This is a genomic window from Metabacillus sp. KUDC1714 (genome assembly GCF_014217835.1).
Lineage (GTDB): Bacteria > Bacillota > Bacilli > Bacillales > Bacillaceae > Metabacillus > Metabacillus rhizosphaerae.
Map to the genome: position 1 here is coordinate 3349316 of NZ_CP055263.1, position 14489 is coordinate 3363804.

Annotated in this window: 13 protein-coding genes and 1 pseudogene; 12 read left to right on the forward strand and 2 right to left on the reverse strand. The window is 34.7% G+C overall.

Annotated elements, in window-relative coordinates; translation table 11 throughout:
- The first annotated feature begins 339 nt into the window (after positions 1-339).
- From HUW50_RS15550 to HUW50_RS15575, 6 genes are all read left to right on the forward strand, one after another.
- Complete coding sequence (locus HUW50_RS15550; protein ID WP_066324526.1) at positions 340-1323, forward strand: LacI family DNA-binding transcriptional regulator; 984 nt, start codon at positions 340-342, stop codon at positions 1321-1323.
- Between the two features lie 295 nt (positions 1324-1618).
- Positions 1619-2575 carry an ABC transporter permease gene (locus HUW50_RS15555; RefSeq protein ID WP_066324527.1) on the forward strand — a complete coding sequence of 319 codons (957 nt, stop codon included), beginning with the start codon at positions 1619-1621 and terminating at the stop codon, positions 2573-2575.
- Positions 2576-2592: 17 nt separating this feature from the next.
- Entirely contained in the window at positions 2593-3501 is a 909-nt protein-coding gene (locus tag HUW50_RS15560; protein ID WP_066324535.1) for a carbohydrate ABC transporter permease, read from the forward strand.
- Between the two features lie 112 nt (positions 3502-3613).
- The gene (locus tag HUW50_RS15565; protein WP_066325770.1) at positions 3614-5233 is read left to right on the forward strand and encodes an ABC transporter substrate-binding protein; all 1620 of its coding nucleotides are present in this window, start codon (positions 3614-3616) and stop codon (positions 5231-5233) included.
- 87 nt (positions 5234-5320) lie between these two features.
- Entirely contained in the window at positions 5321-6817 is a 1497-nt protein-coding gene (locus tag HUW50_RS15570) for a glycoside hydrolase family 32 protein (protein ID WP_066324537.1), read from the forward strand.
- A 27-nt stretch (positions 6818-6844) separates the two neighbouring features.
- Positions 6845-7447 (forward strand): YesL family protein, encoded by a 603-nt coding sequence (locus HUW50_RS15575; protein WP_066324542.1) that lies wholly within the window; start codon positions 6845-6847, stop codon positions 7445-7447.
- Between the two features lie 239 nt (positions 7448-7686).
- Here HUW50_RS15575 and HUW50_RS27565 read toward each other — a convergent pair.
- Together HUW50_RS27565 and HUW50_RS15585 are read right to left on the reverse strand one after the other, a co-directional pair.
- Positions 7687-7887, reverse strand: a pseudogene (locus HUW50_RS27565) (diguanylate cyclase domain-containing protein); the annotation flags it as partial.
- 195 nt (positions 7888-8082) lie between these two features.
- Entirely contained in the window at positions 8083-8982 is a 900-nt protein-coding gene (locus HUW50_RS15585) for a LysR family transcriptional regulator (RefSeq protein ID WP_066324547.1), read from the reverse strand.
- A 139-nt stretch (positions 8983-9121) separates the two neighbouring features.
- On the opposite strand from HUW50_RS15585, the gene HUW50_RS15590 reads away from it, so the two are divergent.
- The 6 genes from HUW50_RS15590 (at position 9122) to HUW50_RS15615 (ending at position 14298) form a co-directional block, all read left to right on the forward strand.
- Positions 9122-9286: a thiolase family protein gene (locus HUW50_RS15590; RefSeq protein ID WP_083964419.1), complete on the forward strand. Its 165-nt coding sequence runs from the start codon at positions 9122-9124 to the stop codon at positions 9284-9286.
- A gap of 28 nt (positions 9287-9314) precedes the next feature.
- Complete coding sequence (locus tag HUW50_RS15595) at positions 9315-10004, forward strand: CoA transferase subunit A (protein ID WP_066324549.1); 690 nt, start codon at positions 9315-9317, stop codon at positions 10002-10004.
- A gap of 21 nt (positions 10005-10025) precedes the next feature.
- Positions 10026-10685 (forward strand): 3-oxoacid CoA-transferase subunit B, encoded by a 660-nt coding sequence (locus HUW50_RS15600; protein ID WP_066324556.1) that lies wholly within the window; start codon positions 10026-10028, stop codon positions 10683-10685.
- Between the two features lie 294 nt (positions 10686-10979).
- Positions 10980-11840 carry an AraC family transcriptional regulator gene (locus HUW50_RS15605; protein ID WP_066324558.1) on the forward strand — a complete coding sequence of 287 codons (861 nt, stop codon included), beginning with the start codon at positions 10980-10982 and terminating at the stop codon, positions 11838-11840.
- Between the two features lie 332 nt (positions 11841-12172).
- The gene (locus tag HUW50_RS15610) at positions 12173-13096 is read left to right on the forward strand and encodes a sugar phosphate isomerase/epimerase family protein (protein ID WP_066324567.1); all 924 of its coding nucleotides are present in this window, start codon (positions 12173-12175) and stop codon (positions 13094-13096) included.
- A 35-nt stretch (positions 13097-13131) separates the two neighbouring features.
- The gene (locus HUW50_RS15615) at positions 13132-14298 is read left to right on the forward strand and encodes a Gfo/Idh/MocA family protein (RefSeq protein ID WP_066324572.1); all 1167 of its coding nucleotides are present in this window, start codon (positions 13132-13134) and stop codon (positions 14296-14298) included.
- Positions 14299-14489 lie beyond the last annotated feature (191 nt).

A 14489-nucleotide genomic window follows, 5' to 3' on the forward strand; every position in this document is an offset into this window, starting at 1 on the left:
AGCGGAAATCAACAGTTTAACAGAACCAATTAAAATGAAAATTTGAGTTTTCACTAAATGCTGTTTTAAAGACCTTTCTGATGCTGGTTCAGAAAGGTTTTTATAGATTTAGTTCGGAATGTAATTCACGAATTTATTTTCTAGATGTTTCAACTCGCTAGGACCTTTTTACAGGTCCTATTCATTTCTTAGAAGATAGTGTTAAAAAATAGTATTGTCGCTTTCATCTTTAAATATGGTAAGATTATTATCGGAAAATAAAGAATTCAAATACTATATTTTTACATTATTAAAAGTTTATATCACTTTTCTAAAACGAAACATGGGAGGAGGTTTAATGTGAAACCGAAAATTGAAGACGTTGCCAAACATGCAGGTGTCTCACCAACAACTGTTTCTAGAGTATTAAATAATCGCGGCTATATAAGCGAAAAAACGAGAAAAAAGGTTCAAGAATCAATGGAACATTTAAACTATTTTCCTAATGAAGTTGCGAGGTCTCTATTCATTAAGAAAACACATTTAATAGGTCTTATTTTTCCAACAACAAATAACCCCTTTTACGGTCAGCTTATTTTTCATTTGGAAAATACATGTGCATCTTTAGGGTATAAGGTTTTACTTTGCAACAGTCAAAATCGTGAAGATAAAGAGACAAACTATGTAAAAATGCTCCAAAGAAATCAAGTTGATGGAATAATTGCTGGGGCACATAATAGGGGAATTGAGGAATATGACATACCAAAACTCCCAGTTGTCGGAATTGATCGCTACTTATCAAGCACAATACCTGTTGTATCAAGTGATAATTACAATGGTGGTCAGCAAGCTACTCAACTATTACTTGATAAAGGCTGTAAACATATATTTCACATAAATGGTCCAGACTTTTTAGAAACTCCGGCAAACTTGAGAAGAAGGGCTTATGAAGATGTGATGAGAAGTAATCACTTGAACCCTATAACATATGAATTTCCTTATAGAGCAACTGCAGAAGCTGTTCAAGAGATAATATTAAGACTATTTAATGAAAATCCTCAAGTTGATGGTATTTTTGCTAGTGATGATTTAATTGCTTCAAAAGTAATAAGAGAAGCTAAAAAAAGGAAGATTAACATTCCAGCCGATCTGAAAATTGTAGGATATGATGGTACTGAGACGACAAGATTGCTATTACCTGAATTAAGTACAGTGGAACAACCCATTAAGGAAATCGCTGAAAAGGCGGTTGAAATATTAATCCAACAAATAGATGGTCCGCATGATGACATTCAATTAGAAACGATCTTACCTGTAAAGCTTATTGATAGTGAAACGACGTAGAAAGTAAGTGGGTGAATCATCCCACTCAGGCTTTCTCATAAAACAGTAAATATAGCCTGAAAAATTTTTTTGAATTATATGTCATCCGGTTGACATATGAAACCGGATGACATATAATTCGTTGTAAGGGATTACATAAAATTTAAGGTTTTATTCTTAGGTCATTTTGTAAGCATGTAGGGCGTGAAAAATGTGATAAGGAAAGCTGTTACTATATGTAATTCTCTTATTTGTAAGTTCGATAGTTATGAAGATAATAAGCAATAAAAAAACAATTTGAAAGTGAGGAAAGGATATGAAAGCTGAGGTAAGGACACTACCACCATTAGATACTCATGCAAAAGCTAATAAAAAGCTACAATTTAAAAAAATATTAAACAATTACCAGCTCTATTTATTTCTATTGCCAGCACTTATTTATTTTATCGTTTTTCATTACTACCCAATGTATGGGGTAGTTATTGCATTCAAGGATTTTATAGCAACGCAAGGAATTATGGGAAGTCCTTGGGTAGGATTTAAACACTTTGAGCGTTTTTTCGATTCTTACCAGTTTTGGACATTGATCAAAAACACACTTGGACTTAGTGGTCTACAGCTAATCATAGGATTTCCACTTCCAATCATTCTAGCTCTAATGATGAATCAAATTAGGCATGAGAAGTATAAACGTTTTGTTCAAACAGTTGTATATGCGCCACATTTCATTTCTGTTGTTGTATTATCTGGGATGATTTATGTTTTCTTTTCAAATAATGGCTTAATCAATAATATGATTACGATATTTGGCGGGGATTCCATTTCTTTTATGTCAAAACCAGAATGGTTTAAACCACTCTATATTGGTTCAAGTGTATGGCAGGAAACAGGATGGGCGGCGATTATCTATCTTGCAGCTCTTGCTGGTGTAAGCCCTGAGCTACACGAGGCAGCCGTGATGGATGGAGCGAGCAAATGGCATCGGATTTTACATGTTGATATTCCGGCAATTATGCCAACAGCAGTCATTCTACTAATCTTGTCAGTAGGGAATATGATGAATATCGGTTTTGAGAAGGCTTACTTATTGCAAACGCCTTTAAACCAACCAGCAGCTGAAATTATACCAACATATGTTTATAAGCTCGGTTTACAACAAGCTCAATATAGCTTTGCTGCAGCAGTTGGATTGTTTAACGCTATTATTAACTTAATTTTATTGGTAGCAGTTAATAAGTTTGCGAAGAAATTATCTGGTCAAGGACTTTGGTAAAAGGAGGTTAAAAGATTATGAGTTTACTAGCAATGAAAAGAACAACAAGACGATCAAAAGAAGATAAAGTCTTCGATTTGATCAATATATTCCTCGTAGCAATCATGGTTATTTTAGTTGTTTACCCTCTTTACTTTATTGTCATTGCTTCAATTAGTAATCCTAACATGATCTACGAAGGGAAAGTATGGTTTTTACCAAAAGAGATCACGTTTGAAGGATATCAAAGGATATTTAACGACAGCAAGATTTGGCTAGGCTATAAGAACTCGATTATTTATACATTTGTTGGAACAATTGTAAATGTTTCTTTTACATTAATGGCAGCGTATGCATTGTCACGAAGGGATTTATATGGAAGAAACTTAATTATGTTTTTGTTTCTATTTACAATGTTTTTCTCTGGTGGATTAATCCCTACTTATTTAGTAGTTAAGGATTTAGGCTTACTTAATACGATGTGGGCTCTAATCCTACCTAAAGCTGTAGCTGTGTGGAATGTTATTGTTGCTCGAACCTATTTCCAAACTTCTATACCGAACGAGCTGTTAGAGGCAGCAAAAATGGATGGTTGTTCTGATGCAAAATTCTTTTGGAAGATTGTCGTGCCTTTATCAAAACCAATTGTTGCAGTTATGGTTTTATTTTATGCAGTGGGGCATTGGAACTCTTACTTTGATGCATTAATTTATTTGAATAATGAAGATTTGTATCCACTTCAATTGATATTACGAAATATCTTAATTCAGAATGAAGCATCAACTCAAATGATTAGCGATCTTGATTCACTTGCTGCAAAACAAAGAGTTTCAGAGTTAATTAAATACGGTGTGATCATAGTAGCTTCAATTCCACTATTAATCTTGTATCCATTTGTCCAAAAGTACTTTGTTAAGGGAGTAATGATTGGTGGAATCAAAGGTTAATAAATTAGCAAGTTCTTTTATAGGGTGAGATGGTCAAATCTTTTACTCACCTGAACATTGAATACTAGACTTTGAGGGGGAAAATGAAATGATTAGATCTATGAAAAGAAGTATGGAAAGAAATAAGAAAAAGAAAACATCAGCAATTTTAGCCATCGGTTTAAGTACTGCACTTGCATTAACAGGTTGTTCAAGCAATGACACAAGCAGTAAGGTGAACGAAGAAGCAGCTAAATTTAATGAAACAGGGTTACCTATTGTTGAAAAAGAGGTGACATTAAATTTTGTTTCTCCCAAGGCAGCGTTAGCTCCTGATTACTCTGAAATGGTTATTTTTGATAGACTCCAAGAAGCAACAAATGTGAAAATAAAGTGGAATAATATCCCTGCAGATGGATACCAAGAAAAGAAAAATCTATTACTAGCAAGTGGTGATTTACCAGATGCCTTTTATGCTTCTGGCTTTACAGACAAAGATCTCATGCAGCATGGACAAAACGGAACCATTATTCCTTTAGAAGATTTGATCGATAAATATGCACCAAATTTAAAGAAATTATTTGAAGAAAGACCAGAATTAAAACAAATGGTAACAGCACCAGACGGGCATATCTATTCATTACCTCGTGCTGAAGAGATGGATTTGGTCGGTATGCCAAATATCATGTATATTAACCAAACATGGTTAGATAAACTAGGTCTTGAAATGCCGACAACATTGGAAGAATATCATGATGTGCTAAAAGCTTTCAAAGAGAAGGATCCAAATGGAAATGGTAAGCAAGATGAAATTGGTTTAACGTTTTGGTTTAATGGCTGGTGTGGAAATGAAGGAGATTTGATCGGTTTATTTGGTCTTCCTGATTCACCATTTGAAGCTGATCACCGCGTTGTACGAGATGGTAAGGTGATTTATGCTGCTACACAACCAGAATACAAAGAAGCAATTGCTTATTATCATAATTGGGTGAAAGAAGGATTAATTGATCCTGAGGTTGTTACACAAGATACAGCACAATTATTTGCAAAAGGGAAAACAGAAGATCCTTCATTAGGCTCATTTATTTGGTGGGAAAATACAGAGGTAGTTGGCCCAGATCGAGTTAAAGATTATGCCGTATTACCACCATTAAAAGGAAAAGATGGAGAAATAAGAGTTGGACGTTCTAATCATTCAGAGTATGGAAGAGATGCTTTTGTTATCACATCAGCAAACAGCAATCCAGAAATTACAATGCGTTGGGTCGATGAATTATATGAACCGAAAATGTCTGCTCAAATTAACTGGGGGCCTATTGGAGAAATCTATGAAGAAGATGAGAATGGTATGTTAGTTAACAAAGAATTACCAGAAGGTGTGGCAATGGGGGAATTTAGACAAAAGGTAGCTCCAGGTGGACCATTCGTCGTATTAAAGGAACATTTTGACTCGGTTGTAGATATGGAGCCAAGAGCAAAAGAACGTCTAGAAATTCTTGAGGAATACTATAGACCACATATGGTAGAGGAAAATTATCCACAAATCTTCTTTAGTAACGAAGAGCTTGAAAAGATTAACACAATTGAACCTGAAATTAAGGAATTTGTAAAGCAGAAGGAAGCTCAATGGTTAATTGAAGGTGGAATTGAAGAAGAGTGGGATGATTATGTTGCTCAATTAGAAGATATGGGCTTAAATGAATTGATGGAAATTTATCAAACAGGGTTAGACCGCTTTAACGAAGAGTTATGATTTGTATTTTCAGAGGCCAGATGTTTCTTGTTATCTGGCCTTTGAAATGTTACTAATAAGCACTTAGGTAGAAAGGAAGTAAAATCTATGAACAACATTGAGATTAAGCAAAAATATTATACAGAACGATATCGTCCACAGTTTCACTTTTCACCTGAAGCTAACTGGATGAATGACCCAAATGGAATGGTGTATTATGACGGAGAATATCACTTGTTTTATCAATACCATCCAAATGGAACTACATGGGGGCCGATGCACTGGGGTCATGCGGTGAGCAAGGATCTTGTTCATTGGGAACACTTGCCTATTGCACTTAAACCCGATGAGAATGGGACTATTTTTTCTGGAAGTGCAGTTGTAGATTGGAATGATACATCTGGATTTTTCAATGGGAAGTCAGGATTAGTAGCAATCTTTACTCATGCTGATCTATACCCTGAGTCAGAACGTCCAAGACAAAGACAAAGTATTGCCTATAGTCAAGATAATGGTCGTACATGGATGAAATATGAAGGAAATCCTGTTCTAGTAGATGAAACAATTACTGATTTTAGAGATCCGAAAGTGTTCTGGCATAAAGAAACAAATCAATGGGTTATGATATTAGCTTCAGGTCAGTCAGTTAGATTATATACATCAGAAGATTTAAAAACGTGGGATTTTGCTAGTGAGTTTGGTGATGGTCATGGTTCACATGAGGGTGTTTGGGAGTGTCCAGACCTTTTTGAGTTAGAGATTGATGGCGATCAAAATAACAAAAAATGGGTGTTATTTTTAAGTATTGGTGATGATCCAACATATGAAGAAGGATCAAGAACGCAATATTTTATTGGTGACTTTGATGGAAAGACATTTACAAATATTCATTCACCTGAGACGATTCTCTGGATTGACCGAGGCCGAGATAATTATGCAGGAGTCAGCTGGTCAGATGTTCCAAATGAAGATGGGAGAAGAATTTATGTTGGTTGGATGAGTAATTGGAGATATGCAAATGTAACCCCAACAAAAGAGTGGCGCAGTGCGATGACGATTCCAAGAGTTCTTTCATTAAAAACACTAGAAGATGGAGTGTGCTTAGTACAAACTCCTGTAAAAGAATTACAAACAATTCGCGAAAATCCTATCACGATTACAAATAAAACAATCAGACCAAATGACAATCTTCTATCAGATATAAAGGGCAATGCTTTTGAAATAGTTGTAGAGTTTGAACTAGGAGGAGCAGATGAATTTGGGTTCAAAGTGTGTAAATCAGATAGTGCTGAAACAATTATTGGATATCATGTAGAACAGAAAAAGCTATTTTTGGATCGTACTAAATCTGGGGATTCTAGCTTTAATGATTCTTTTGCAGGGATACATGATGGTGAATTAGTTCCAAAAGACAATAAAATTAACCTGCATATATTCGTTGATTGGTCTTCTGTCGAAGTATTTGGAAATGATGGTGAACTGGTGTTAACAGACTTAATCTTCCCGAATGAAAACAGTCAAGATCTAGAATTGTATGCTAAAGGTGGAAATGTGAAAATAAATTCGTTAGAACTATATACTCTAAGATCTACTTGGAGTAAATAATGAAAATCTGTAATAGGGGGATGAAGAATGATTGAGAATAGACTATTTAATACGTTAACTACAATTGTTGATTATTTTATATTAAATTTATTATGGGTGTTAACCTCAATCCCCCTATTTACGTTTTTTCCAGCAACTGCTGCAATGTTTGGTGTGATCCGAAAACGACAGCTACAAAAGGATTCTCAAGGAATTATAAAAGATTTCTTTACCATGTTTAATGAAAATTTTAAACAAAGCTTGGTTATCTCGATCTATTGGGGTTTAGTAGCCACTTTTTTATATTTTGATTATATAGTTATTCATCCTAATAGCTCAATCATCCATCTTATCCTTTATATCGTCTTAATAATAGGTGTCGTCTTGTTTTGTTCCATCTCTATTTATCTATTTCCCACAATGGTCCATTTTGAATTAAGCTGGAAAGTAGTTATAAGAAATGCTTTCTTCTTTTCGCTTATGAATCCGATCCTAACGATTGTTTTATTACTAATTGCAGCAATAGGTTTGGCAATTATATATACGTATCCAGCGATGATATTTATTGTAGGTAGTCCGTTAGCGTATATGATTTATTACATGAGTCAGATGTTTTTTAATCAAGTTGTGATGAAGAAGGAAATGGATTAGGATATAGGGGTTTTACTTTATTGTGGGATACAGAAAATGGCAGTTATTTCTGATGCGGTTCAAGATGTAACAGCTAAAAAACTATAAATCGTTATTATATATCAAAAAAAGAATATACAGTTAGAGGTGAGCGCCTAAGATTAATTAAGTGCTCACCTCTCTTTTTTATTCAACAGTTAATTTAAAGCTACTTTGTACTCAATCCTACTATTAAAAAGCTATGAAAAAGAAGTTTACATTCAAGCTTGTACATTAAACCGATTCCTACCATTTCTTTTGGCGTCGTACAATGCTTTATCAGCTTCAATTATTAGATCAGCAGGATTGTTCATTGGCGTAACGATTAGTTTCGTAACACCTATACTTAATGTAAGATAATTACTTATTTTTGATCCCTTATGGGCGATGTTAGCGTATTTTACTGCTTCTTGAATAGAATTAGCCCTAGCGGATTGCTTGCTCTACTGTACTACTTGGAAGCATTACAATAGTAATGAGTCAGATTCATTTGTTTATTTCATTCTCTCTCTAATGCCTAGTCAAAGCAGCGGCGGTTGGCAAACCCTGTCAAGCCATCTAGTAGTGAATGGAAAGAACGCCTTTTATTCTAAATCATCTTATTTGCCTGAGGCTGATCAAGGCGCTTGCTCTTTTGTTCCTGAAAATTCTTCTGTAATAAACTGTAGAAGTGACCTTACTGCAAATGATTGGTACCGGTCCTTTTTTGTAATTATTCCAAGTTCCCACATAGGTGGAGATGATAGTGGAATCATTTTAATTGCGTTTTGATCCATCTTTGCAAATATAGATTTAGGTAAAAGAGTAATACCTAATTCAGATCTAACGAGTTCAGTTATTAAATCCCATTGGGAGCTCTCATATACGATGTTTGGGTAAAATCCAGCTTTTTGGCAATGATTAATGATTAGTTCATGTAATGCAAATTCTCGATTAAACAGAATAAAGTTTTCTTCCGCCAATTGTAGGAGCTCGACTGCCTTTTTTTCTGCCAAAATATGCTCTTTATATGTATAAAGCATAAATTGTTCTTTTATAAAAGGTAGGGTATTAAATTTAGTTTTATCTGAGGGTAATACAATAATCCCTATATCGACTTCCCCTTGATCTACTAAATGTTCAATCCTCTTTGCCCCAAGCTCGATTAATTCTAATGAAACCTCTGGATAAAGGATTCCAAAGTTTTTCGCTATTGTTGGAAAAAATAGCGTCCCAATTAAAGGAGGGATACCTATTTTAATATCGCCAGTTGGCAAATTCATTAAATCATCTAGTAATGTAGAGAGTTCATCCGTCGCACCTAATATTTTAATAGCTTGTTTATAAACAATTTCTCCAGCATCGGTCAGCATTAATTTACGTGTAGAGCGCTCAAATAACTCTACTTTGAGCTCAGACTCTAATTTTTTAATCGATTTACTCAATGTTGGCTGAGATATATAGGTATTTGCAGCTGCTTTTGTAAAGCTACCGTAATTTGCTACTTCAGTAAAATATCGTAGATCCTTCAATTCCAAAGAAATCACCTTTTATTCTAATGTGGAATAAATTTTATAACTATTATTCATTTTACTCATAAATAAAAATACTGTAAATTATTAAGTAAATAGATAGTGAAAATTCAGAATTTACTCTTAGAAAAGGGGAACAGCGAATATGCATCCAAATGAAGTAGTGATTGTAAGCGCTTTAATAACTCCGATTGATCTTTTTGGAGGAAGTTTAAAAAACATTAGTGCAGTTCAGTTAGGGTCAATCGTTATTAAAGCTGTGATAGAGCAAGCGGGAATTCATGGAGATCAAATAGAGCAACGATTATAGAAAAATATGAAAAGAGAGGAGTTTAGAAATGAAAAAAATATTCACTAGTTTCGAAGATGCAGTTAAAGAAATCAAAGACGGAATGACGCTAATGGTTGGAGGATTTGGACTTGTAGGGATACCAGAGAATCTGATTAAAGCCCTTTGTGAAAGTAATGTTAAAGATTTAACGGTTATTTCAAATAATTGTGGAGTAGATGATTGGGGACTCGGCCTACTTTTAAAAAATAAGCAAATTAAGAAGATGATATCATCCTACGTTGGGGAAAATAAAGAGTTTGAGAGACAAGTATTAAGTGGAGAATTAGAGGTTCAGCTAACCCCACAAGGTTCTTTAGCAGAGAAAATCAGAGCTGGTGGAGCAGGTATTCCTGCTTTTTATACCCCAGCAGGAGTAGGAACGCCAATTGCTGAAGGAAGGGAAATACGAGAGTTTAATAGTAAAGATTATTTACTTGAAGAGGCCCTAACTGCTGATTTTAGTTTAATAAAAGCTTGGAAAGCAGATAAAATGGGCAATGTGATTTACAGAAAAACTGCTCAAAACTTTAATCCTATAATGGCTACTGCGGGAAAGTTCACAATCGCAGAGGTAGAAGAAATTGTCGAAGTCGGTGAACTAGACTCTGACGGAATTCATACGCCTAGTATTTATGTGCAGGGACTGATTGCTGGTGAGCATGAAAAGCGAATTGAACGTCTTACCATTCAAGCTTAATAGGAATTAGGAGGTTTAATAATGACGAATAACGTAAGAATACAAATTGCGCAAAGGGCTGAAAGAGAAATTCAAGATGGGTTTTACGTAAATTTAGGAATTGGAATGCCGACAATGGTTGCCAATTATATTTCTGACCATAAAAGTGTTGTTTTACAGTCAGAGAATGGTTTGTTAGGAATTGGTCCTTTTCCTACGAAAGGGGAAGTTGATCCAGATTTAATTAATGCTGGAAAAGAAACAGTGACAGCAATTCAGGGAGCAAGTTTCTTTAGTAATGCAGAATCATTTGCCATGATACGAGGAGGTCATATTGATCTAGCAATCTTAGGTGGAATGGAAGTTTCAGAAACTGGAGACTTAGCGAACTGGATGATCCCAGGAAAGATGATTAAAGGGATGGGCGGTGCGATGGATTTAGTGCACGGAGCTAAAAAAATTATTGTCATCATGGAACATGTTAATAAAGCGGGGGAGCCGAAAATATTGAATAAGTGCTCCTTACCTTTAACTGGTCAAAAGGTCGTTGATCGAATTATTACAGATCGTGCTGTATTAGATGTGACACAGGAAGGGTTGAAGCTAATCGAAGTTGCAAAAGGTTATCGTGTTCAGGATATTATTAATTCAACTGAACCATCATTAATTATTTCTGAAAATGTGATGAGTGATGTTTACTAACTAAATATTTAATATAAATAACCCGAATGGAAGCACAATCTAAGCTTGATTATTCGGGTTATTTAATTTTGAAACTGACTGTCCAAGACTTATAGGGGAATGACAAATTTTCGGTAGGCATACTTGTAGTTCCAATAAGGGAAGTGATATTATTGAAAAAAATATGGAATATTAAAAGATAAAGAGAGTACTCAGGAAATTATCTAAGAATGTAGCTAGAGTGAGTTATTTTATATTTAATCTGATAGTCTATATAAGGTCATTTACAGCTAGGATAATGGTGGGGGGGAAATAATGACTCAGTATTTTGTTAAGAAAGACTTGAATCCTAGTTTTGATAATAGTTTAGTTCCTAAATTGCTCTACATTTGTAATGTTGATGATACCCATACAAGATTCCCCCGAACTATGCATATGCATGATGATATTATGGAAATCATTTTTGTTAAAGAGGGAAAGGGCAGTCATTTGATTGGTGATCGAAATTATAAAACCAAAAAAGGTGATATTTTAATTTATAATAATGGTGTTCTTCACGATGAATACGGAAACGGAGATTCTGACACGAATATGAGTGTGTTTTGCTGTGGCATTACAGATGTTAAGCTGGCTGGTTTACCAAGAAACCATTTGATTTCAAAAGAACAATCATATGTTTTGCATAGTGGGGAGTATGCTTCGAATATTGAATCATTGCTAGAGATGATGTATTCACAAATTTCGAAGGAAAAACCTGGTGCAGAGGAAATTTGCAGTTATTTGCTTCGAGCACTAATTACGCTTATTTTACAAATTCCACAAGAGAACTTCGTATTATCAAAATCTGAAGAATCAGTATTACTATGTGATATTAAATCTTACATAGATAAACATTATCAGGAAGATATTAATTTAAAATCCCTTTCTCAACGATTTCACATAAGTACTTATTATTTAGTCCATGTTTTCAAGAAATCTACAGGCTTTTCACCGATTCAATATATTATCCGACGTCGTATTGGAGAAGCACAGTCATTACTTATCAACACAAATGATAGTATTACAAAGATTGCTGGTATGGTTGGTTATGATAATACTAGCTACTTCGCGACACTCTTTTCTAAAACTGTAGGTATGTCTCCAAAGAAATATCGTCAGTTGTGGAGTGAAAATTAGATCTCTTACGTTAAATAGATAAAACTACTTACAAAAAGCAATAGTGACCCACTATTTGCTTTTTATTTTTTCCTTAAACTTTTTGCCAACCTTCTTAAGTAAGTTTAATGTTATACCTTTCTTCAGCTTAAAACACTACGTATTTATCCTCCTCCCGTAAACTTAGATAATTTTCCGTTTTGATAATTTAAAACCTCTAAAACAATTAAAAACAAGATTGTGAAAGTTTCCATTTATATATATGAAAAATCTGCTTAAATTAAACAATATAATGAAAGCGTTTAATTTTAATAAAATTTATAATGAAAGTATTAGTTTTGGAGGTGTTTTAAATGAGTATTAAAATTTCAGGAGCCCCTTGTTGCTGGGGCGTCGATGATCCGAAAAATCCATTTCTTCCACCATGGGAGAAAGTATTACAAGAGGCATCACAAGCTGGTTATAAAGGGATTGAATTAGGACCATATGGTTATATGCCTATGGATATTAAGAGAGTACAAGCGGAGCTAACTAAAAATAATTTAAATATTATTGCGGGGACCATTTTTGATGATCTAGTATCAGAAAATAACTTAGAAAAGTTATTATCTCAGGTGGATGATATTTGTTCTTTGGTAACCAAGCTTCCAAAGTCACCAATGGAAGAAGGTAACCGATTTTCCCCCCCTTATTTAGTTATTATTGATTGGGGACATGATGAAAGAGACTTTAATGCTGGCCATCCTGATAGGGCAAAAAGGTTATCTACACAGAAATGGAACAATATGATGAATCATATTCGAATTCTTTCAGAACGGGCATGGAATAAGTTTGGAGTACGGCCAGTAATCCATCCACACGCTGGCGGTTATATTGAATATGAAGACGAAATCAAAAAACTTATCAAAGATATTCCTTATGAAATAGCCGGACTTTGCCTGGATACTGGGCACTTATACTATTCAAAAATGGATCCGGTTCAGTGGCTCAGAGATTACTCAGATCGACTAGATTATATTCATTTTAAGGATATTGATCTAGAAATATATCATCAAGTTATCGGAGAAAGAATTCGTTTTTTTGATGCTTGTGCAAGAGGGGTAATGTGCCCAATCGGACAAGGAATCATTGATTATAATGCTATTTATCATTTGTTAAAAGATATAAATTACCGCGGGTATATCACAATTGAACAAGAACGTGACCCTAGAAACTCTAATACTAGTTTACGTGATGTAAAACAAAGTGTTGATTATTTAAAGCGTGTTGGATATTGATTGAAAATAGATTACGAGAAAAGGAGAAATGAAAGATGATAAATGGTGAAAAAAATATAGAAAATCCTATACGTTGGGGCATGGTAGGTGGTGGACGCGGAAGTCAAATTGGTTACATACATCGATCTTCTGCGTTACGTGACCATAATTTTGAATTGGTTGCAGGTGCCTTTGATATAGATCCAGAACGTGGGAAAGATTTTGGAGTGAATTTACATGTTGACCCAGAAAGGTGCTACGCTGACTACAAAACAATGTTTGAAGCAGAAGCAAAGCGTGAAGATGGTATTCAGGCTGTTTCAATAGCAACTCCAAATGGAACACATTATGAAATTACAAAAGCTGCATTAATTGCTGGATTGCATGTTGTGTGTGAAAAACCTCTATGCTTTACAACTACAGAAGCAATTGAATTAGAAGAACTTGCTTATGCGAAAAATTTAGTGGTTGGCATTTCCTATGGATATTCAGGACACCAGATGATTGAACAAGCGCGTAAAATGATTGAAAATGGGGACTTAGGAGACATACGTATTGTGAAAATGCAGTTTGCACATGGTTTCCATTCTACTGCTGTCGAAAAGAATAATGCAAGTACTAAATGGCGTGTTGATCCAAAAGTTGCAGGACCAAGTTATGTCTTAGGTGATTTAGGAACACATCCTTTGTATTTATCTGAGGTCATGCTACCAAACTTAAAGATTAAAAAGTTGATGTGTTCTCGTCAAAGTTTTGTGAAAAGCCGCTCACCTCTAGAGGACAATGCTTTTACTATTATGGAATATGAAAACGGTGCCATGGGGACGGTGTGGTCTTCTTGCGTTAATGCTGGCTCTATGCATGGACAAACAATTCGAATCATAGGTTCAAAAGCTAGTATTGAATGGTGGGATGAACATCCTAATCAGTTAAGATATGAAGTCCAAGGTAAACCAGCAATGATTTTAGATCGTGGAATGGATTATCTTTATTCTGAAGCACTTATCGATGATCGTATAGGTGGAGGTCATCCAGAAGGCTTGTTTGAAGCATGGTCTAATCTTTATTCTCGATTTGCAAAAGCGATGAATGCAAAAGATCGTGGAGAAACATTAGAAGATGTTTGGTACCCAGGTATTCAGGCAGGGGTAGAAGGTGTTCGATGGGTTGAAAACTGTGTAAGGTCTGCAGATAATGGTGCTGTTTGGGTTGAATACCAATAAGTGGGATAAAAGTTCAATTGGAATAAGGTCTTTGAAAGTGTCGTTCAAAGGCCTTATAGAAAATTTTATTTAAAACAAATGTCCTCATGAAGTTATAGATAAGAAATAAAGACTAAAGGAAACAGTTTAATTTTTGTTTACTTTCATTAAGTAAAACTGAAAACGCTATCAAATATTTTATCCTTAATAAT

What these genes read in the sequence shown, in the direction of transcription:
- HUW50_RS15565 (WP_066325770.1), top strand. Translation starts at nt 3,614, where the DNA reads ATGGAAAGAAATAAGAAAAAGAAAACATCAGCAATTTTAGCCATCGGT.
- HUW50_RS15595 (WP_066324549.1), top strand. Translation starts at nt 9,315, where the DNA reads ATGAAAAAAATATTCACTAGTTTCGAAGATGCAGTTAAAGAAATCAAA.
- HUW50_RS15605 (WP_066324558.1), top strand. Translation starts at nt 10,980, where the DNA reads ATGACTCAGTATTTTGTTAAGAAAGACTTGAATCCTAGTTTTGATAAT.
- HUW50_RS15610 (WP_066324567.1), top strand. Translation starts at nt 12,173, where the DNA reads ATGAGTATTAAAATTTCAGGAGCCCCTTGTTGCTGGGGCGTCGATGAT.
- HUW50_RS15590 (WP_083964419.1), top strand. Translation starts at nt 9,122, where the DNA reads ATGCATCCAAATGAAGTAGTGATTGTAAGCGCTTTAATAACTCCGATT.
- HUW50_RS15600 (WP_066324556.1), top strand. Translation starts at nt 10,026, where the DNA reads ATGACGAATAACGTAAGAATACAAATTGCGCAAAGGGCTGAAAGAGAA.
- HUW50_RS15555 (WP_066324527.1), top strand. Translation starts at nt 1,619, where the DNA reads ATGAAAGCTGAGGTAAGGACACTACCACCATTAGATACTCATGCAAAA.
- HUW50_RS15575 (WP_066324542.1), top strand. Translation starts at nt 6,845, where the DNA reads ATGATTGAGAATAGACTATTTAATACGTTAACTACAATTGTTGATTAT.
- HUW50_RS15560 (WP_066324535.1), top strand. Translation starts at nt 2,593, where the DNA reads ATGAGTTTACTAGCAATGAAAAGAACAACAAGACGATCAAAAGAAGAT.
- HUW50_RS15615 (WP_066324572.1), top strand. Translation starts at nt 13,132, where the DNA reads ATGATAAATGGTGAAAAAAATATAGAAAATCCTATACGTTGGGGCATG.
- HUW50_RS15570 (WP_066324537.1), top strand. Translation starts at nt 5,321, where the DNA reads ATGAACAACATTGAGATTAAGCAAAAATATTATACAGAACGATATCGT.